Raw genomic sequence first — 19,951 nt, 5'->3', positions numbered from 1 at the left:
CCAAGCATAAGGGGGATGGCATGCTCTATGCCAAAAGAAACGCGGACGGTGAAATCATCATGATCAGCCGTACACCTATCGCTGACAGTAGTGAATCGATTGCTGCTGAATCCCCCGAGGTCCTGGCATTTCTTACCGATAACCCTGATGCGTCGGCCAATTTCCTGGCATCGGATCTAGAATTTGTTCGAGTACTGGAAGATATCCTGGAAGTGCTGCTGGAGAAGGGCGTCATCAATTTCATGGAATTGCCTGAAGCCGCCCAACAGAAAGTGATGAAGCGAAAATCATTGCGTGTGAAAAACAATTTCAACTTGCTGGGTGGCGATAACGATACGATTTGACGTAATCGTATCGTTATCTCCAAGTTTGGTTTTATTGGTGGGTGACTTGGTGAGTGACAAGATTCAGTTCACGGCAGGGCCAGTTGCACCGTCGACTCCCGACCTGAACAGGCAGACCAGTTCTTTCTGATTTTCGACCCCCTCGCCGATCACCAGCATGTCGAGTGAATGACATAGCGTTGCGATGCCGCGCACGATGCTTTGCTGTTCGGGGGAAGTATGCAGATTGCGAATCAAGCTGCTATCGATCTTGAGATAAGCCAGGCCGAGGTCGTGCAGCTCAGCGAGCTTGGTAAATTCGGCGCTGACATGCTCGATACCGAATTTGCAGCCCAGGGGGCGCAAGTTCTGGCAGAGGTTGCGAAAGCTTTGAATGTCATGGGTATCAAGTGAGGCCGGTACTTCAAACCACAGCTTTTTGGCAAGTGCCGGCTGGGCGTCAAGCCGGGCTCTCAGCGCCATGACGAATGAAGCATCCTTGATGGAGGCAATCGATAGATTGATGCCGATGGAAACGCCATCTTCCGTCATGGTCTCAAGAGCGGTGTCGATAACAGCCAGATCGAGGGTAGGCTCCAGGTTAAGGCGCGCTATCCACGGAATGAATATCCCCGCGGTATACCACTGATCACGTAATTTAAGGCGTGCCGGACTCTCGTAATGGAGTACGTCCCCTTGCGGTGTGGTAACGGGGAACTGCTCGATTTTCGGCCCGTAAGCGATAGCTTCTTCCAGTGCGGTGCGCCATTCCGCATGGGTATTAAACAGTACCGTGCGCTCACGATGACGAATGACGATTTGTTGAGTTACGTCGTTTTCCGCCGTCGCCAACGCATCATCCAGGGTTGCCAGTAGTTCGCCACGATTATCATTCTGCGCATAATCGACCACGGCGGCAGGGAAGCGAATGGAAAAGTCCTTCTGCCTTTTCTGTATCATGCTCAGGGCCAGCTTGAGGCTACTGGTTATTTTATCCAGCTCGTCAGTGCAGGGAATCAGCAGCGCGAAATCGCGTCCATTCATGCGCCCCGTTAAAAAGTCGCTGTACTGGCGTCCAAGCTTCTCCAGTTGCTTTGCCAGATCCTGGAGCATTTGGTCGGTTTCAGCATGGCCCACTTGTTCATTCATTTCATCCAGGTTTTCCACCCGCACCAGCAGAAGAATGCCGGTGGCCCGGCGATCGTTACTGTCGAGATAAGTGGTAAACCGCTCGATGAATGTCGCCCGATTCAGCAGGCCGGTAACGCGATCATGTTGTAATTGACGGCGCAGCTCTTCCAGTTTTCTGCCTTCTTTACTCAGCATGGCACGAACGTTGGCGGAAAGCGCATTCATGGCTCTCACCACCTGGCGCAGCTCCCGAATACGAGGCTCGGCAACGGTAGTGAAACGTTTCGCGCTGATATCTTCGGCTTGGCTTATGACGGTCGCCAAGGGGCGCTTGATCCGGCTGACCAGGAGTGCAGCAAGCAGCAAGCTGAAAAGGCCCGCGAGGGCGAACCATCCACTCAATTCCAGCATGCTTCTCCAGAGCGAACGATAAGCGAAGCTATGCACACTCTGTAGCTCCAGAGTGCCGTATTGGCGCCAGCCGTCTTGAACGGTAGCCGTGCCGGCGGCAACATCGAAGTCAACCATGTCGACGAACCAGCCCGGCACATTAGCGATGCGCTCACCCGCTGTCCGGCTGATTAGAGTTTCCCCCTCGGGATCGAAAAGCTCGATGCGACGATAGTGGCCGGTATCGAACTGCGCCGCCAAGAGAAGCTCCATGGTGACGGGGTCTTTTTCCAGCTGGCTCATGGACAGGGCCAGAGCGTTGGCATTATCCGCATTCTTGAGCAGGATCTCCTGCTCCATATAGTGGCGACTGGTGGTCACGCTGATCAACAAGCTGCCCAGCAACGAGACCAGCAACAAGCTCAGAATGGCTAACCACAGCTGTTTTGTCAGAGTCATGTTTTTTAATTCTCCCTTTAAATGAATCCCTGCGTCTGCATACGCTCAATGACGCTACGCCAGCGTGATAGCCGCGCTAGAGGATCTGCCTTAGATTGCGACGATCCCCCCGCCCAAAGACCGCTACTGTTGAAACTGAACAGAGGGTCAAGGTCGGTACGTTGAGAAGCGGGCGTGATTGACGGCACGATGTTATCGAGAACCAACGGCTCGGCAGTCGGCGTGGAGTAATAACCCAGCACCATATGGGCCTGGGTAATCTGGCTGCGCCCGATGCGAGCCCGAACATAGATCATCCGTAGGCGTTCCCCCTGAACACCCAGCTGCTTTAACGTGATGTATTTGGCAATCGAGTAATCCTCGCAGTCCCCTTCTCCCTTGCCCATGGTCTCCAGTGGTGTGGCCCAGTGGTCTTCCTGACCCCAGACGACATTATCCTCTACCCAGCGAATACGATGATTGAAGAAAGCATTTACCTCTCTGAGTCGGGTCTGGATATCTTGATCGCGTAGCTGCTCGAGTAGTGCAAGCCACTCCTCGAGAATGGATAGTCCTACCTGGCCGAACTGCTGCTGCATGTGTTGGCGCAGGCGTGACGGCGACATATCGGCCTGCAACGTTTGCGTTTTCAGCCCTAAAGCGCCCAGGCACAAACTCGCGGCAAGGCCCGTCAAAAAACGACGGCGTCCGGGAGAATAAGCGATAGAAGGGCGGTTTGAAAACATCGAGTACCGTGGGTAAAAAGTATGAAAATTGCAGCGTGATCAACGAGATCCGTAAGAGATTCGGCTGAAGCCAATCTCCTTGACTCGTCATCATAGGCTAGTGGCGTCTGCCGATAAATGCATTTCCAGAAGTGGCTCCAGCGCCGGCCAGACATTGTCGAGTATTCTGGGTTGGGCCGAAGCGGTGGGATGAACGCCGTCGCCTTGCATCAACTGTGTATCGAGTGCGATCCCTTCCAGCAGAAAGGGTACCAGGTCGATATCGTAGTCCGCTGCCAGTTCGTGGTATACCCCGGTGAAAGCATCGCGGTAGGCTTGACCGTAATTGGGCGGGATGTCGATACCCAGCAGCAGGACATTGGCCTCGGCCTGTTGGGCGGCCTCTATCATCGTGGCGAGATGTCCGCGCATCTGGCCCGGGGGCAAGCCGCGCAAGCCATCGTTACCGCCAAGTTCGAGCAGAACGATATCGGGTGAGTACTCCTCCAGCAGTCGGGGAAAGCGCTCGGCGCCTCCCGAGGTGGTTTCGCCACTGATGCTGGCGTTGACGACACGCGCGTCGTCGTCCAGGCGTTGCGCCAGAAGGTTCACCCACCCCTGCTCTTGCTCGATACCATAGGCGGCACTCAAACTGTCACCCATGATCAGCAGGGTGGGGCGCGACTCGGCGTGTGCCGTACCCGCAGCGAAAATCGCGGTGGTAGCCAGCAAGAACAGGCACATGGATGCCGCTAGCCATTGTTTCCGCCATGTCACAGGGATGCCTATCTTCATGTCCATATCCTCCAATAAAACCCGCCAAACCCCCATCTTACACGCTCAAGGGCTGACCAAGCAGGTCGACAGCGGCGAGCGTCGCCTGACGATCCTGCAAGACTTGTCATTGAGTGTCTATCCCGGTGAAAGCGTGGCGATACTGGGGCGCAGCGGGGCGGGCAAATCCACGCTGCTAGGGTTGCTTGCCGGGCTCGATACCCCCAGTGACGGCGAACTGGCCCTGTTCGGCCACCAGCTGAGCCAACTGGATGAAGACGGGCGCGCCGGACTGCGCGCGGGGCGGGTCGGTTTCGTGTTCCAGAACTTCCAGCTTCTTCCCACCTTGAATGCCCTGGAAAACGTGCTGTTGCCACTGGAGCTTTCTCCCCAGGCCGGGAGCGAGGCGAACGCCCGGGAGTGGCTGACCCGCGTCGGCCTGGGCGAACGCCTCGATCACTTGCCCAAGCAGCTTTCCGGCGGTGAGCAGCAGCGCGTGGCGATTGCTCGAGCCTTCGTCACCAGCCCCGAACTGGTATTCGCCGATGAGCCCACCGGTAACCTCGACCCCGCGACCGGTGCCAAGGTGATCGAGCTGCTGTTCTCGTTGAACCGCGAAATCGGCACCACCCTGATTCTGGTCACCCACGACCATGCCCTGGCCAGCCGCTGCGACCGCTGCCTGCAACTCGAGGAAGGCCGTCTGGCGGCGTTCGAACCCAGCGAGGTACCGGCATGAGCGATGCCAACTTGCGTCTGGCCTGGCGCGGCCTGAAACGCGACATGCGGGCCGCGGATGTACGCGCCCTGTTTATCGCCCTGGTTCTGGCGGTGGCGGCCTCCACCATGATCGCCTTCTTCCTCGATCGGCTGGATAGTGGACTCGAGCGCCAGGCCGGGCAGATGCTGGGCGGCGATCTGGTGCTGGAGCAGCGTGAACCGTTCTCCGAAGCATTGCGCCAGGAGCTGGTCGATGCCGGACTGACCCTGAGCGACCAGGTCGATCTGGTCTCGATGATCAGCCGGGGAGAACGCTTCCAGCCGGCCAGCCTCAAGGCGGTGGATGACATCTATCCCCACTATGGCAATGTGCGCGTGGACCGGGGCGAGGGCATCGAGCTGATCGACTCCGGGCCGCAACCGGGCGAGGTATGGCTCGATCCGCGCCTGACGCTGCTGCTCGAGATCGAAACCGGGCAGCAGGTCCAGGTGGGTCGGGCCGAACTCACCGTCGGCGGCATTCTCGAGCGCGAGCCCGACCAGTCCGCCGGGTTCGGTAGTTTCAATCCACGCTTGATGATGAACACCGCTGACCTCGACGCCACCGGCCTGGTCCAGGAGGGCTCGCGGGTGGAATTCGAGCTGCTCGCCGCCGGCCCGCCCGCCGCTGTGGAGAGTCTGGAAGGGCGCTTGAACCAGCTGCGCCGCGACGGGGTGGAAGTGCGCGATGTACGCCATGACCGTCCGCAACTGGGCAACGCCCTGGAGCGCGCCGAAAGCTACCTGGGTATCGCCGGGCTGGCGGCGGTTCTGCTGGCCGGGGTGGCGGTCGCCATGGCCACGCGGCGTTATGTCGAACGCCATCTGGATACCGCGGCACTGCTGCGCTGCTTCGGCGCCACCCAGCAGCAACTGGTGTGGATATTCACTCTGCAGCTGGCCGGGCTGGCCCTGGTCGCATCAATACTGGGCGCGCTGCTGGGGCTCTTGGGTCAGGCCGTTCTGCTAAGGCTGCTGGCCAATTTTCTGCCGATGACACTGCCGGCTCCCGGCGTCATGCCGCTGGGGCTGGGCGTGCTCACGGCGCTTGCGGTACTGGTGGGATTCGCCGGGCCGACCCTGTTGCGCCTGAAACGCGTCAGTGCCCTCAAGGTACTGCGCCGGGAACTGGACCCACTGCCGCCCTCGGCGTGGCTGGTGGTGAGCGTGGCCTGCTTGGTATTTGGCGCACTGTTGTGGCTCTACTCCGGCAGCCTGAGTCTTGCCTTGAGTCTGCTGGTGGGCGGTATGCTCATGCTCGGCCTGTTGTGGGGAATCAGCGCGGTGCTGTTGAACGGCCTGCTGAAAGGGGTCAAGGCCCTGCCCGGCATCGGTGGCTGGTCGCAGGCCCTGCGCTTGGGCGGTCGCCAACTGGCGCGGCGGCGAAGCGCCGGGCTGGGGCAACTGCTGGCGTTTTCCATTACCTTCTTCGCCATGGCCATGATCGTGATGGTGCGCGGTGACCTGTTGAACACCTGGCAGAACCAACTGCCAGAGGACACCCCCAACTATTTCGCCATCAACATCCAGCCTTCCGAGCGCGCCCCGTTCGAAGAGGCGATCGCCGAGGCCGCGCAGAGCCGCAGCGCACTCTATCCCATGGTGCGAGGCCGCATCATCGCCATCAATTCACAGCCGCCCAGGGACGTGGTGCCGGAAGAGGCTCGTGGCGACAACTCCTTGCGCCGGGAACTTAACCTGACCTGGCAAAGCGAACTGCCCGAGGGCAACCGGGTAGTGGCCGGGGAGTGGTTCACGGCGGATCAGATCCAGGATGGAGCCGAGGAGGGTTGGATGTCGCAAGTGGACGCCCAGCGGCAATCCCGGTCGGTGCCCATTTCGGTCGAGGACGGCCTGGCCGAGCGTCTGGGGCTGGAACTGGGCGACGAAATGACCTTCGCCATCGGCGGCGAGGAGATAACCGCCGAGATCACCAGCCTGCGCAGCCTGAACTGGGACAGCTTCAAGCCCAACTTCTTCGTCATCTTCCCGCCCGAAGTGCTCGAACGCTTCGGCCACAGCTACATCACCGCGTTCTATCTGGAAGAGCAGGAGCAAGGTTTGGTGCGTGAACTGGTTGCGGACTTTCCCGGCGTTACCCTGCTCAACGTGGAAGCGATTCTCGGCCAGGTGCGCGATGTGCTGGGACAAGTGACCCGCGCCATCGAGCTGGTGCTGGCCCTGGTGTTGCTGGCGGGAATCAGCGTGCTCTACGCCGCCCTCACCGCCAGTCGGCCGGTGCGCGCCCACGAAAGCGGCCTGCTGCGGGTATTCGGCGCCGGCAACAGCATGATCTCGCGCATCCAGGGGGCGGAATTCGCCCTGCTGGGCTTCGCCAGCGGTTTCCTGGCGGCGATACTGGCCGAACTTGCCACCGCCGCCCTGTACCTGTTCTGGCTCGACTTGCCGCCGCGCCTGCATTGGGAGCTTTGGCTGCTGCTGCCTCTGGGCGGCGCCGTACTCATCGGCATCATCGGTCACTTGCTGTCCCGCGGCCTGCGCCGCCAAGCCCCGGCGGCCAGCCTCGGCCTGCTGGGTGAGGCGTAGGATCGATGCCTCGAAGCGCGGCGCTCTGCCGGGCATGGGGGCCTACGCATGGCGTTACTGCAGCGAGGGGGCATCGGGTTTGCTAAACTTGGATTAATACTTTCTGGAGGTTACTCGATGCCGCTTTTTCCCACTGCTGCCAACTCGCTGCGCTCAGGCGCTGTCTTCGCTTTCGCCGCGTTTTGCGCCACCCCGGCCTTTGCCAGTACCGAGCGTCTTGAAGCCGAGTTGCAGGCGCTTTTCGCCGATGGCGGCGAGCTGCAGATCGGTGAGCTTTCCGATGCTTTTCTGCGTAGTCGCTACACGGCGGAAGACGTCGTTTATACCAGCGTAGACGGGGAGCGGCTGCACATCGGCAGCTATGTCGTCCACGGTGATTATGACGAGCCGGAGCGCGTCACCTTGGAAGATATTCGTATCGAGGATGCCCTGACCGACCTGGTCTTGCTGAGCATAGACGAGGTCGTTCTCAACGAGCCTTCGCGAGCGGTATATTCCCATTACGATGCCCAGGCCGGAGAGGATTACCGCCTTGGCGGCTTGACCATCGATCAACTGATGGTCGACTTGAGTTCGGATGCGGCGCAAGCGCTGATGGAAGAAACCGGAGCGCGTGGCCAGGGGCGTCTGGAGGTCGAACGCATCTACGGCGAATCGCTGAGTGCCGAGGCGGTCGGACTGCTGGAATTGACCAACCTGTCCGCCACCGGGGAGAACCTGGAAGGCTTCGGCAGCGGCTCGTTGATGCTTGAAAGCATGCGGCTGGAAGAGCTCACCGGGCTGCAGGAGAAAGGCGAGGAGCAGCTCGGCTTGCTGTTGCTGGAGAACATGCAGATCGACAGCGACCAGCTGGTGGGCCGCTTCGACCGGTTGCGCATCGACGGCGACATCAGCGATGCCGAAGCCGGCATGCAGCTCGACGCCTTCGAGATCGACCTCGAACGCATGATCGCCATGGCGCCGGCGGCCGAGCGCGCCCAGATGCGCATGGCCAGCAACGTGCTCACCGATGGCAGCGGGCAGCTCAAGCTGGACGCCGGTTTTACCGGACGCTGGGAACAGCAGGAAGGCCATAGCGTGCTGGGTGGAGACAGCAATATCAACATCGACAATGCGATGCGCCTGCTGTTCGACATGAACGTACCGTTGATCCTGCCCAACAACGCCGAACCCATGGAGGCCTTCCACGATACCAGCCTATTAGATGCCGCTACGCTGCTCGGCGGTGATCTCTCGCTCACGCTCAGCGACATGGGTCTCTTTTCCCGGCTGGTAACGGTCGGGGCCGCCCTTGAAGGCATCAGCGAAGCACAGCTGATCGAGCAGGCGCGAACCCAGGCTCAAGGATTCGGCATGATGTTCGGCCCCGAGGTGCAGCAGGTGCTGCTCGGCCTGGTCACGTTGCTGGAAGGTAGCGCCGAGGAACTCGAGATCAACATCGATCTGCCAGCGGAGAGCAATCTGGAAACCTACACCAACGACCCCCTGGGAGTATCGCGGCAGCTCGACGTTCAGGTGGAAACCCGCTGAGCTCGTAACATGAGCTGGCGATACTTCCAATAACATGAGCCTCGCTCATGCAATACGTGACGCGGATTCCATGAAACCCGCGTCATGCTGCGCTATGATGAGCGCCTGACTTCTTCCAAGCTTGCACGTTTCGTTATGAGGTTTCTCGCCGATGTTCAGCCGTGACATGACAATTGCCGGATTCGATGACGCCCTGTTGGATGCCATTAACCAGGAAGTGGCCCGCCAGGAAGCCCACATCGAATTGATCGCGTCCGAAAACTACACCAGCCCCCGCGTACTGGAAGCCCAAGGCAGCCAGCTGACCAACAAGTACGCGGAAGGTTACCCCGGCAAGCGTTACTATGGTGGCTGCGAGTTCGTCGATATCGTCGAAAACCTGGCGATCGACTATGCCAAGCAGCTGTTCGACGCCACCTATGCCAACGTCCAGCCGCACTCCGGCTCCCAGGCCAACAGCGCGGTATTTCAGGCGCTGGTCAAGCCGGGTGATACGGTGCTGGGCATGAGCCTGGACGCTGGCGGTCACCTGACCCACGGCGCCAAGCCCAACTTCTCGGGCAAGCACTACAACGCTATCCAGTACGGCTTGAACGAGCAGGAGCTGATCGATTACGAAGAAGTGGCGCGCCTGGCCCGTGAACATAAGCCGAAGTTGATCATCGCCGGCTTCTCCGCCTACTCGCAGGTCATCGATTGGGCCAGGTTCCGTGAAATCGCCGATGAAGTGGGTGCTTACCTGCTGGTCGACATGGCTCACGTGGCCGGCCTGGTGGCGGGCGGCGTCTACCCCAGCCCCGTGCCCCACGCCCATGTGGTCACCACCACCACCCACAAGACTCTGCGCGGCCCGCGTGGCGGCTTGATCCTCTCCGCCGAAAACGACGCCGATATCGAGAAGAAGCTGCAATCCGCCGTCTTCCCGGGCGGGCAGGGCGGCCCCTTGATGCATGCCATCGCCGCCAAGGCGGTCTGCTTCAAGGAAGCCATGGAGCCCGAGTTCAAGACTTACCAGCAGCAAGTGGTCAGCAATGCCCAGGCCATGGCGGGGGTTTTCATCGAGCGTGGTTACGACATCGTCTCCGGCGGCACCGAAGATCATCTCTTTCTGCTGTCGCTGATCAAGCAGGGCGTTACCGGAAAGGATGCCGATGCCGCCCTGGGCCGGGCGCACATCACCGTCAACAAGAACGCCGTGCCCAACGACCCGCAAAGCCCGTTCGTCACCTCCGGCCTGCGGATCGGCACCCCCGCCGTGACCACTCGTGGCTTCGATGAAGACGATTGTGGCGACCTGGCCACCTGGATCTGCGATATCCTCGATGTTCTGGCCAAGGGTGAAGACACCGCTGACATCGAAGCGCAAGTGAAAGGCAAGGTGGAGGAAATCTGCTCCCGCTTCCCGGTATATCGTTAAGCACTCCTGGTTGGCGTTTTAGCTGACTAAAATAACAAACGCCCGGTTCAGCCGGGCGTTTGCCTGTCTGGCCCAAACTCCCTTCGAATTCCGATAGTAGGCCGGCTCAGCCGGCGAGGGTTTCCAGACTCAGCCACCCACATAAACTCGCACGGGTTATCCATATCGACGTCTTGCTCTACTTAGGTGTACTATGTACATGCTATGATGCGTTGACTGAAGGATGCGCTTGATGTGAGTCATGCCATCGAATTTATCGAAACGCCGACCTTTACCCGACAGATCCAAGCTATGGCTTCAGATGATGAACTGAAGGAACTCCAACGCATCCTCATCGCTCAGCCCGATAAAGGTGACCTTATTCGAGGCACAGGTGGGCTGCGCAAAGTCCGTATGGCGTTTGAACATCAAGGAAAACGTGGCGGCGCTCGGGTTATTTACTTTCTGGCTACCGCAGAAGTCATTTACCTGATACTGGCCTATCCCAAGAGCGTGAAAGACAGTCTAACGCCAGCCGAAAAAGCCACATTGAAGGCCCTGACTCACCATTTGAAGGGGGAGGTTTCCAAATGAACATTTTTGACGAACTCCAATCATCACTGCAGGAAGCTGTTGATATCGAACAGGGCAAGGCCCAGGCAAGCCGTGTCACACGTCATGAAGTGGCCGATGTAAAGGCTATTCGAACAAGGTTACATGTTTCCCAGGCGGAATTTGCCAATGCCATGGGTACCAGCGTTGATACAATCAAAAGCTGGGAAACCAAGCGCCGCAACCCCACTGGACTCGCAGCCAAGGTACTGGCAGCAATTCAGGACAACCCAGCGTTCTTTAAAGAACTAGCCTCCCACTGAACGAACACCTGAAGCAGAAAGGCAGGTGATAAGCCGGCTCCGCCGGGCGAGGGGTTCACAGGTTACAGCACCAAACCCTCGCGCGGCTTACGCACGCTCCTACCACGAATCATGTCACACAGCGTGGGCCAAACCTGGCAGCAGAAGGTCAGGGGATGGCTAGCGTTAGGGCTTACTGCGTTCCCGCCAATAACCTGGCTTTCGGGAGTGGTGGGCAACGGCTATTACAACCGCTCCTTCGGGTAATTCAATGGCGACTATATCGTAGGGGAAGCGCTCTAGAATCAGCCGTTTCGCACCGGTACTGCCAGCTTCTTTGGGGAGAGGAGATAAAGGGATAAGATTTTCTTCGATCACATCAATGGCAGCATCAACAGCTACAAAGAACTCGGCTCCAAGCCCAGGTTGCTCGCTTTCGTACCATGCTGCTGCCTCGGTCGCTTCCTGCGAGGCTTCTTCCAGTATCCTTACTGTTCGCACTGTTACTGGTCTATCCTCTTGCGCACCTTTGATCGGAATTCTGCACGGCTAAGCAGTGTGGCATTGCCGCTTCTTACCTTGGCGACACGCTGAACGATCTCATCGTTCCAAGCTTGCTCAACGGAGTCATCAATGGGGCCGTCCAGGCTCATTATGAGCTCGCGAGCCAGCGCCGCACGTTCCGGCTGAGAGAGAGACGAAATCTGTGAGCGTAGATGTTCGAGTGTTTCGGTAGTCATGGTGCCTCCACGAGTGCCCTTGTCAACATGCTATTCGGATTCATAGGCCCTAACAAGGTCTATTAGGGCCTACTAGGGCCTACCATGGTAACGGCTACTACATTGTGGCTGCTCACTCATGCCAGCCCCGCCTGGCGAGGGTTTCCGGTCTCACCCTTTAGACCCCTACCCCGGCGAAGGGCATTTCTGTTATGCTGCCGCGATTAAATTTCCGCGCTTGACGCCCTTTGAATCAACGGTGAACCGCCCCATGGCAAAGCAACAGGAAGCAACGGATCTGCAGCGTGCGTTGAAGGCCTGCAAGGGTTCGTTCGTTTCGGTGGGTTTTTTCAGCATGTTCGTCAATTTGCTGATGCTCGTCCCGCCGATGTACATGCTCCAGGTCTACGACCGCGTACTCACGACCCAGAGTCTCGATACCCTCGTAATGCTGACCCTCGTGGTGGTGTTCCTGTTCATGATCATGGGCGGGCTGGAACTGGTGCGTTCGCGCATGCTGGTTCGGGTGGGCAATCGTCTCGATACCAACATCAATTCCCGGCTTTACAGTGCCATGTTCCGCCGCAGTCTGATGGCCCAGGGCACCCAGAGCGCCCAGCCGCTGAACGACTTGACCAGCCTGCGCCAGTTTCTTACCGGCAACGGCCTGTTCGCGTTTTTCGATGCGCCCTGGGTTCCGGTCTACCTGGGCGTGCTGTTCCTGTTCCACCCGTGGCTCGGTATCTTCGCCACCTGCGCGGGCATCATCCTGTTGGGCCTGGCGGTTGCCAACGAGAAAGCGACCAAGAGCCTGCTGGCCGAAGCCAACAGTGAACACATCCAGGCCCAGAACCTGGCCAACTCCAACCTGCGCAACAGCGAAGTGCTCCACGCCATGGGCATGTTGCCCGGCATCATGGGGCGCTGGTCCAAGCGTCACCATGAGTTCCTGTCCAAGCAGTCACAGGCCAGCGACAGAGCGGGCGCCCTGACGAACACCTCCAAGGTGCTGCGTTTGATGTTCCAGTCGCTGATCCTGGGATTGGGGGCATACCTCGTGCTGCAGGGCGACATGACTCCCGGCATGATGATCGCCGGTTCCATCCTCATGGGCCGGGCCCTGGCACCCATCGACCAGATGATCGGCGGCTGGAAAGGCTTCGTTAACGCTCGTGGCGCCTACGACCGGCTCAACGAGCTACTGACCCAGATACCCGACGAGCAGAAGCGCATGTCACTGCCTGCGCCCAAGGGCGAGATCAGCCTGGAAGGCGTTGCGGCGGCACCGCCCGGATCGCGCATGGCGACCATTCGCGGCATCAACTTCAGCGTAGGCAAGGGCGAACATATCGGCATCATCGGCCCCAGCGCCGCCGGTAAATCCACCCTGGCCCGCGTGCTGCTGGGCATCTGGCCCTCCCAGGTCGGCGATGTTCGCCTCGACGGCGGCGAGATCACCCAGTACAACCGCGACGAGATCGGCCCCTATATCGGCTATTTGCCTCAGGATATCGAACTGTTCGACGGCAGCATCAGCGAAAACATCGCTCGCTTTGGCAACATCGACCCGCAAAAGGTGGTCGAAGCCGCCAAGAAGGCCGGGGTTCATGAAATGATCCTGGAACTGTCCAACGGCTACGACACGGTGATCTCCTCGACATGCGGTGCGCTCTCCGGTGGCCAGCGTCAGCGCATCGGCCTGGCGCGCGCCCTTTACGGCAATCCCGTGCTGCTGGTGCTGGACGAGCCCAACGCCAACCTGGACGACGCCGGTGAACGCGCGCTCAGCCAATCGATCGCCCAGCTCAAGGCCGAAGGCACCACCCTGTTCGTCATCAGCCATCGCACCAGTGTGCTCAAGAACATGGACAAGTTGCTGGTGATGAAGGAAGGGCAGGTGAGCATGTTCGGCCCCCGCGACCAGGTCCTGGCCCAGTTCGCCAAGAAACCCCGCGCCCAGGTCAGTCAGCAGAACGCCGCCCGGCTATCCGCCATCCAGGGCGGCCGTGGCGGTGAGGAGTCATAAGACACATGAACGACAAGACGAACGACCAGACGAATGGTGAGCACGGCAAGGACAACTTGCCGACCCGCTCGGAAATCGATGTGACCCCCAAAGGCCCGGTCACGCTGGACGGGGAGTATGAGCAAACCCTGCCTACCAGCGACAAGGGCTACCGCAAGCTCGGCTTCGCCATCCTCTTCGTGGCGCTGGGCGGCTTCGTGCTGTGGTCCGCCACGGCATCGCTGGCGGTGGCGGTGGTCGCGCCGGGCAACGTCTCCATGGAGTCGTTCAAGCGCACGGTTCAGCACCTGGAAGGCGGCATCGTCAAGGAGCTGCTGGTCGAGGACGGCGACAGCGTCGAAGCCGGCGACCCGCTGGTCGTGCTCAGCGATACCCAATCCCGCTCGCAGCTGGACATCGCCCGCTCGCAATATCTCATCAACCGCGCCATGGAAGCTCGGCTGCTGGCCGAGCAGGAAGGAGCGGAGATGTTGGTAATCCCCGAGGACCTGCGCAACATCGACGACCCCCGTGCCGAGCAGGTATTGGCGGTGCAGCAGAGCCTGTTCACCGCTCGCCGCCAGTCGTACAAGAGTACGCTGGAGTCGCTGGACGAACAGATCGTGCAGATGCGCGAGCAGATCGAAGGGCTGGAGTCGCGGATCAACGTCAACAACCAGCGCATCAGCTCCCTGCGCAGTGAAGCCGAAGACTTCCGTTCGCTATATCGCGAAGGGTTGGGCGATAACCAGCGCCTACGCGAGCTCGAGCGGCAGGTTCTGCAGTACGAGGGCGACAATGCCGAATTCCGCGCCAATATCGCCCAGTTGCGTTCGCAGATCAGCGAAAACCGCATGCAGAAAGAGATTCACCAACAGGACTTCCAGAAAGAGGTCGGCGAGCAACTGCGCGATGCCCAGGCCCAGATCGCCGAAGCCGAAGAGCGCATTACCTCGCTGACCGATCAGGTCAACCGTACAGTGATCAACGCCCCGGTGTCCGGCACCGTGGTGGGCCGCCAGGTGCATACCGTGGGCGCTGTGGTTCGCCCCGGCGACCCGATCATGGACGTGGTGCCCAGCGGTGACGGCTTCGTCGTCGAGGCGCGCATTCCCACCCGGGACATCGACAATATCTACCTCGGTCAGCTGGCGGAGATACGCTTTTCCGCGTTCAATCAGCGCTTGACCAATGTCATCGACGGCGAAGTCATTCACGTCAGTGCCGACAGCTTCGAGGATGAAGCGACCGGCCAGCGCTACTACAAGACGCGAGTCAGGGTGACCGAAGCTGGCCAGCAAGACATGACCGAACAGATGCAACTGCTTTCCGGCATGCCCGCCGAAGTGATGATCCGCACCGGCGAGCGCACGTTCGCCAGCTACATCGCCAAGCCGATAACCGATATGCTGGCACGCGCCATCCGGGAGGATTAATGACAAGCACGGACAAACCCAAGGTGGAAGGCCGATTTAATGTGGGAGGCCGGTTTGCCCCCTCCTGCCAAGCGCCGGGCAATGTAAGCCGATTGAAGGTGGGAGGCCGGCTCTGCCGGGCGAGGGTTTCCGGGCTCATCCACCCAAACCCATCGCGCGCTGAAGCGTCCTCCCACCATGAATCAGGCTCGGGAGTGAGCAGCCTAGGGGGAGGCCGGTTTACCGGGCGATTGGCGCCGGCAGGTGCCCTGGCCGTAGCGATCATGCTCGCCGGCCAGCCACTGATGGCCCAGGACGACGTACCCGCCGGCGAATCCGCCATGGCGGAACTCAACGCCATCGAGGAAAACCGCACCGCCAACGCGACCCAGTTACCGTCGCTGCCCGAGCTGTTCGCCCGAGCACTCGAGCATGATGCCGAGCTTTCTCGCCAACGCTATGAGCTGGGCGCCACCCGGGAAGAGCTGCCCATGGCTCGCTCGCAGTTGCTGCCGCAGATCAGCGCCAGTGGCTCATACCTGTGGCAGGATTCGACCAATATCCAGACGTCCCCGGAAGACTTCGGCCTCGAACAAGAAGCCCAGCGCCCCGGTGAAATCGACGAAACCATCTGGCAGGTGCAGCTGCAACAGCCGCTGTTCAGCCTGGAGCGCTGGCGCGGCCTGGATGTGGCCGAGGCGCAGATAAGCGCCGCCGAACTGCAACTGGCCGTGGTCGAGCGCGACCTGGCGCTGACCGTCAGCGAAGCCTATATCGAAGCCTTCCTCGCCGCCCAACGCCTGGGTCTGCTCGAATCCCAGCAGGAATCACTGGAACTCCAGGCCCGCCAGGCACAGCGCGCCTATGATCTCGGTGTGGGGGACCGCATCAACCTGCTGGAAGCCCAGTCACGGCTGGACCAGGCCATTTCCGATGCCGTACTCGCCGAAAACGAACTCGACAACGCCCTCAGCGAACTGGAACGCCTGACCGGGGCCAGCCCCAGGTTTCGCGGCCTGGCCTTGGGCGACCTGGAGCGGATATCGATACAGCGTGAGTGGGGCGGCCAGGACGAATGGATCGCCCGCACCGGGCAGAACCTGCGCGTATTGCTCGCCCGGGAAGAGCAGCGCGTGACCGAGGCCGATACCAGCACGCGGCGTGCCGGCTACTACCCCGAGCTGAATCTCAACTTGAGCTACTCCGACCGCGATAGCGACGATGTACTGCGCGAAAGCGAAGACTACCGCGCCAGTGTCGAACTCAGCGTGCCGATCTACCGTGGCGGCTATACCACTGCCAACGTGCGCCAGGGTGTCCAGCGGGTAGAAGCCGGGCGCCAGGCGGTCGAACACGAGCAGAACCTGGCCGCCCAGGAAGTTCGCCAGCGGCTGCGCTCGCTCAACGGCAGCATCCGCCAGCTGGAAGCCCTGAACCAGTCGATCGAATCCAGCCAGCTGTTCCTGCAAGCCGCCGAGCGCGGCGAGCAACTGGGCCTGCGCGACCTGGTGGATGTATTGGATGCCCGCGCCAGTCTCTACGACCAGCGTATCCAGTACGTCGACACCATCGGCAACTACGCCCTCGACCTGCTCGCCCTGCAGTCCGCGGTCGGTGGGCTGGAAAGCGACGATCTGGCCGCCATCATGGCGCTGCTGACCGACATCACCGAATCCGCGGGTGACGGCATCACCACCCCGACGGCCGGTTGATGAAGTAGCATGGCTGCGTTGCGTAGAAGTCAGGGGAGTGATTGGCTACGGCGTGCGATGCGCTGCTTCGATGCCGGTATTGCTGTGGCGGTCGCCTCGCTTCTGCTGTGGGCGATGCCGCATATCCAGGCGGTCGGGCATATCGATTATTCTCTGTTGATCCTGGTAGGGGCGCTATTGTTGCCCGCCCTCGGCGAAATGATGGGGCTCTACCAGCCCTGGCGTGGGCGCAGTCTCTACACCATGCTCGGCGTGTACATGCTCAGCTGGCTGGCCACTATCGTCATTCTCAGTCTGTTGCTGGTTGCCACCCAGAGTACCCACTACTTCTCCCGTTTATGGATGGGCAGCGCAGCGCTGGCTGTGTTGTGCAGCGGCTGCGTGTTGCGTGCCGCCCTGTATTGTTACTTGCGTCATGTCCGCTCTCAAGGGCATAACCTCAAGCGGGTGCTGTTGATCGGCCGCCCCGACTATCTCGCGCGACTGGAAAAGAAAGTCAAGGATTTACCTCATGCCGGCTATGTCGTGGTGGGGCGCTATCAGGATGACGATGCCGCCTCCTTCATGGAAGATATGGCCGAGTTTGCCAAGGCCAGCATTTTCCAGCGAGATTTCGACGAAATATGGCTGGGTTATCCGCTGGTGGATGGAGACAAGGTGCGCACCCTGATGTCTCAGTTGGCCGGCATACCCGCCAGCATTCGTTTCTTCCCGGACCTGCTGGATATACGCCTGCTCAATCATCGCATTACCCAGGTGGCCGGGCTCTACTCGCTTGAGCTGAATTACACTCCCCTGAACGGCCCCATGCGACTGGTGAAAATGCTGGAAGACCGCATCCTGGGCCTGATCCTGTTCATCATTTTTTTGCCCGTAATGCTGGCCGTGGCGGCGGCCATTTACTGGAACATGGGCACGCCGGTTCTGTTCAAGCAGCAGCGCCATGGGCTGGATGGCAAGTGTTTCAAGATATACAAGTTCCGCACCATGCGTCTGCACAAGACAAGCAAGACGCAACAAGCCTCCCACGGGGATATGCGCATCACCCGGTTGGGACATTTCCTGCGTCGTACCAGTCTGGATGAGCTGCCGCAGCTGTATAACGTCCTGCAGGGCAGGATGTCCCTGGTCGGCCCTCGTCCCCACGCCATGGATCATAATGATCATTACAAGGATCACATCGATATCTACATGCAGCGTCACCGCGTCAAGCCCGGCATGACCGGCTGGGCCCAGGTCAATGGCCTGCGGGGGATTACCGAAGATGTGAGTCTGATGAAAAAGCGCGTGGAATACGACCTCTACTACATAGAACGCTGGTCCTTGGGCCTCGACTTGAAGATATTGGCAATGACCCTGACGCGGGGCTTTGTGAATCGACAGCCTTAGAGCAGGAAGCCAATGAACATAATGGGCACACAAAGACCGCTAGCATGGGGGGAAACGTTCGCTTTAGCTGGGGCAGGGGGACTCGCTGCATTCTTTGCTATATACCTCTACCGTGGGATGTTAGATCCTCGTGATGCATTTTGGCTGCTGCGCGAAGGGGAATCCTTCCAGCACTATATCGGCTGGCACTTTTTCCGCCATGAACCCTGGGGTTGGCCTCTAGGTGCCGTAGATAACCTGGCAACGGAGCTATCCACCAGCATCGTATTTACAGACTCGATACCGTTGTATGCGATCCCGCTTAAGTTATTTCATCACTGGCTGCCGGACACTTTTCAGTACCTCGGATTGGCCGTTGTCATTAACTACTTTTTAAATGGTCTTGTTGCCTGCTTTTTGTTGCTTCGTCTCAACATCCCAGCATATGTGGCACTAGCCGGGGCATTGCTCATCAGCACGCTTCCTGTTGTCGTATCACGTGGACTAGGAATTCACGGTCACGAAGCATTAACCGCCCATTGGCTAATTTTACTCGCCATCGATTTCACCTTGATGTATAGAAGACCTTGCCTCAAGGCTACCTTTACTTGGCTTCTACTTCTGGTAGTTGCTGTCCTTATGCACTTCTATCTTTTTTTTATGGCGGGTGTTTTCTGGGCGGCTTGGTGGTCGTACCAGGGTTATGTCTTGATTAAAGAGCCACTTGCCGAAAGTTATAGGCCAGCACTCGACAGTGTACTGCGTGGGCTATCCCAAAATGGGGTGTGGTGGCTGATGGGCATCGGCACGCCGCTGATTGTTCTCTTAGTGATGTGGGCAGCGGGATACTTCCATTTGGGTAGCCAAAGCGCCGCTTCAGGCGGCTACGACTATTATTCGGCGGAGCTGTTGACGTTTTTTAATCCCAGCTCAACGGCGTGGTTTTATGACGAGAATTTTACTTCCATGTCGGCGCTTTTCCCCGGTTGGCAACCTGCGAAAATGGGGCAGTACGAAGGCATGGCATATGTAGGAGCAGGTGTCCTGCTGCTGTGGTTAGTATGGTTGATATTGACGCTATTCAAGCGGGTCCCACTTGACTGCAGACGAATAGACGCGAAATTGGTGGATAATAGCCATGCTGCAGATAAAGAGCCTCGCTCTTATCTTTGGATGCCGGCCTGGATAGCCTCTCTAGGGCTTTTCGCATTTGCCATTGCCGGTGAGGTGTCGTTTGGCCAAGGTAGCATACCGCTTTATTACGAAATGCTGTTCAAGCCATTCAGGGATTACGTGCGATCCAGCGGCAGGATGGCATGGCCGCTGCTTTATCTATTAATGGCTATAACCTTCCTGCAGCTTTCATACCGGCTGAAAGCGTATTGGCTGGTGCCTTTGCTGATGCTGGCTCTTCTGGTTCAATGGGAAGACTTGCGCGAGTGGCACAGTCTTGTTCGTGACTCGGTAAAGGGACGGGCTGAAGCAAGTCGAGCTGATCCTCTAGCGTATGATGTGCTAAAGGATGACGAGTTAAATGATGTCTGGGCATCCCATAATAGTCTAGTTGCCTTTCCGGCTCATGATCTCAATGCCCTTAAGCCTTACTTATGGTTGGCAGCAGAGTACCGGCTATCGATAAACGTGGCCTACCTTGCCAGGGCGAACCATCACATCATCGATATGGCAACACAGGGTTACCGTAGTAACCTGCAACAAGGCGAATTGCCTGAAGGGCATGTTTATCTGATAACTGACCCTGAGCTAGCGCTACAGGCTTGTCGCTTAGAGGGCTGGTCCTGTGTTGAGCATCAAGAAGTTACTATTGTTTGGCAAGACGCCTCTGCACGCCAGGCCATCCCATAATT

17 protein-coding genes are annotated in these 19,951 nt (G+C 59.1%); 12 read left to right on the top strand and 5 right to left on the bottom strand.

Annotated features, from left to right (window positions below):
- The first annotated feature begins 20 nt into the window (after positions 1-20).
- Positions 21-344, top strand: a complete 324-nt coding sequence (locus tag R5M92_RS07895; protein WP_346799180.1) for a tryptophan synthase subunit beta like protein — start codon at positions 21-23, stop codon at positions 342-344.
- 63 nt (positions 345-407) lie between these two features.
- On the opposite strand, the gene R5M92_RS07890 is transcribed toward R5M92_RS07895, so the two are convergent.
- The 3 genes from R5M92_RS07890 to R5M92_RS07880 all read right to left on the bottom strand — a co-directional run bounded on the left by R5M92_RS07890 (position 408) and on the right by R5M92_RS07880 (position 3,802).
- A complete protein-coding gene (locus R5M92_RS07890) occupies positions 408-2,303 on the bottom strand; it encodes an EAL domain-containing protein (RefSeq protein WP_346799178.1) in 1,896 nt (631 codons plus the stop codon).
- Positions 2,304-2,320: 17 nt separating this feature from the next.
- Entirely contained in the window at positions 2,321-2,908 is a 588-nt protein-coding gene (locus R5M92_RS07885; RefSeq protein ID WP_346799177.1) for a transglutaminase-like cysteine peptidase, read from the bottom strand.
- A 210-nt stretch (positions 2,909-3,118) separates the two neighbouring features.
- Entirely contained in the window at positions 3,119-3,802 is a 684-nt protein-coding gene (locus tag R5M92_RS07880; protein ID WP_346799176.1) for an arylesterase, read from the bottom strand.
- On the opposite strand from R5M92_RS07880, the gene R5M92_RS07875 reads away from it, so the two are divergent.
- From R5M92_RS07875 to nadS, 6 genes are all read left to right on the top strand, one after another.
- Complete coding sequence (locus R5M92_RS07875; protein ID WP_346799174.1) at positions 3,801-4,520, top strand: ABC transporter ATP-binding protein; 720 nt, start codon at positions 3,801-3,803, stop codon at positions 4,518-4,520. The genes R5M92_RS07880 and R5M92_RS07875 overlap by 2 nt on opposite strands.
- Positions 4,517-7,087, top strand: a complete 2,571-nt coding sequence (locus R5M92_RS07870) for an ABC transporter permease (RefSeq protein WP_346799172.1) — start codon at positions 4,517-4,519, stop codon at positions 7,085-7,087. The genes R5M92_RS07875 and R5M92_RS07870 overlap by 4 nt, the downstream gene beginning before the upstream one ends.
- Positions 7,088-7,204: 117 nt before the next feature.
- Positions 7,205-8,617 carry a hypothetical protein gene (locus R5M92_RS07865; RefSeq protein ID WP_346799170.1) on the top strand — a complete coding sequence of 471 codons (1,413 nt, stop codon included), beginning with the start codon at positions 7,205-7,207 and terminating at the stop codon, positions 8,615-8,617.
- A gap of 151 nt (positions 8,618-8,768) precedes the next feature.
- Entirely contained in the window at positions 8,769-10,034 is a 1,266-nt protein-coding gene (gene glyA, locus R5M92_RS07860; protein ID WP_346799169.1) for a serine hydroxymethyltransferase, read from the top strand.
- 291 nt (positions 10,035-10,325) lie between these two features.
- Positions 10,326-10,607, top strand: a complete 282-nt coding sequence (locus R5M92_RS07855) for a type II toxin-antitoxin system RelE/ParE family toxin (protein ID WP_417339139.1) — start codon at positions 10,326-10,328, stop codon at positions 10,605-10,607.
- The gene (gene nadS / locus R5M92_RS07850; protein WP_346799167.1) at positions 10,604-10,888 is read left to right on the top strand and encodes a NadS family protein; all 285 of its coding nucleotides are present in this window, start codon (positions 10,604-10,606) and stop codon (positions 10,886-10,888) included. Before R5M92_RS07855 ends, nadS begins: the two co-directional genes overlap by 4 nt.
- Positions 10,889-11,053: 165 nt before the next feature.
- Here the strand turns inward: nadS and R5M92_RS07845 are convergent, their stop codons facing one another.
- Both R5M92_RS07845 and R5M92_RS07840 read right to left on the bottom strand, forming a co-directional pair.
- Complete coding sequence (locus R5M92_RS07845; RefSeq protein ID WP_346799165.1) at positions 11,054-11,368, bottom strand: hypothetical protein; 315 nt, start codon at positions 11,366-11,368, stop codon at positions 11,054-11,056.
- Between the two features lie 2 nt (positions 11,369-11,370).
- Positions 11,371-11,607 (bottom strand): addiction module protein, encoded by a 237-nt coding sequence (locus tag R5M92_RS07840; protein ID WP_346799163.1) that lies wholly within the window; start codon positions 11,605-11,607, stop codon positions 11,371-11,373.
- Positions 11,608-11,857: 250 nt separating this feature from the next.
- On the opposite strand from R5M92_RS07840, the gene R5M92_RS07835 reads away from it, so the two are divergent.
- From R5M92_RS07835 to R5M92_RS07815, 5 genes are all read left to right on the top strand, one after another.
- Positions 11,858-13,612, top strand: a complete 1,755-nt coding sequence (locus tag R5M92_RS07835; protein WP_346799161.1) for a type I secretion system permease/ATPase — start codon at positions 11,858-11,860, stop codon at positions 13,610-13,612.
- A 5-nt stretch (positions 13,613-13,617) separates the two neighbouring features.
- Entirely contained in the window at positions 13,618-15,027 is a 1,410-nt protein-coding gene (locus R5M92_RS07830; RefSeq protein WP_346799159.1) for an HlyD family type I secretion periplasmic adaptor subunit, read from the top strand.
- 194 nt (positions 15,028-15,221) lie between these two features.
- Positions 15,222-16,718 (top strand): TolC family outer membrane protein, encoded by a 1,497-nt coding sequence (locus R5M92_RS07825; protein ID WP_346799158.1) that lies wholly within the window; start codon positions 15,222-15,224, stop codon positions 16,716-16,718.
- A gap of 9 nt (positions 16,719-16,727) precedes the next feature.
- Complete coding sequence (locus R5M92_RS07820) at positions 16,728-18,107, top strand: undecaprenyl-phosphate glucose phosphotransferase (RefSeq protein WP_346799156.1); 1,380 nt, start codon at positions 16,728-16,730, stop codon at positions 18,105-18,107.
- Between the two features lie 12 nt (positions 18,108-18,119).
- Positions 18,120-19,949, top strand: coding sequence for a DUF6311 domain-containing protein (locus tag R5M92_RS07815; protein WP_346799155.1), 1,830 nt, complete (start codon positions 18,120-18,122; stop codon positions 19,947-19,949).
- Positions 19,950-19,951 lie beyond the last annotated feature (2 nt).

This window comes from Halomonas sp. Bachu 37, assembly GCF_039691755.1.
Lineage (GTDB): Bacteria > Pseudomonadota > Gammaproteobacteria > Pseudomonadales > Halomonadaceae > Vreelandella > Vreelandella kashgarensis.
This window is presented reverse-complemented; position numbering and strand designations above follow the sequence as displayed.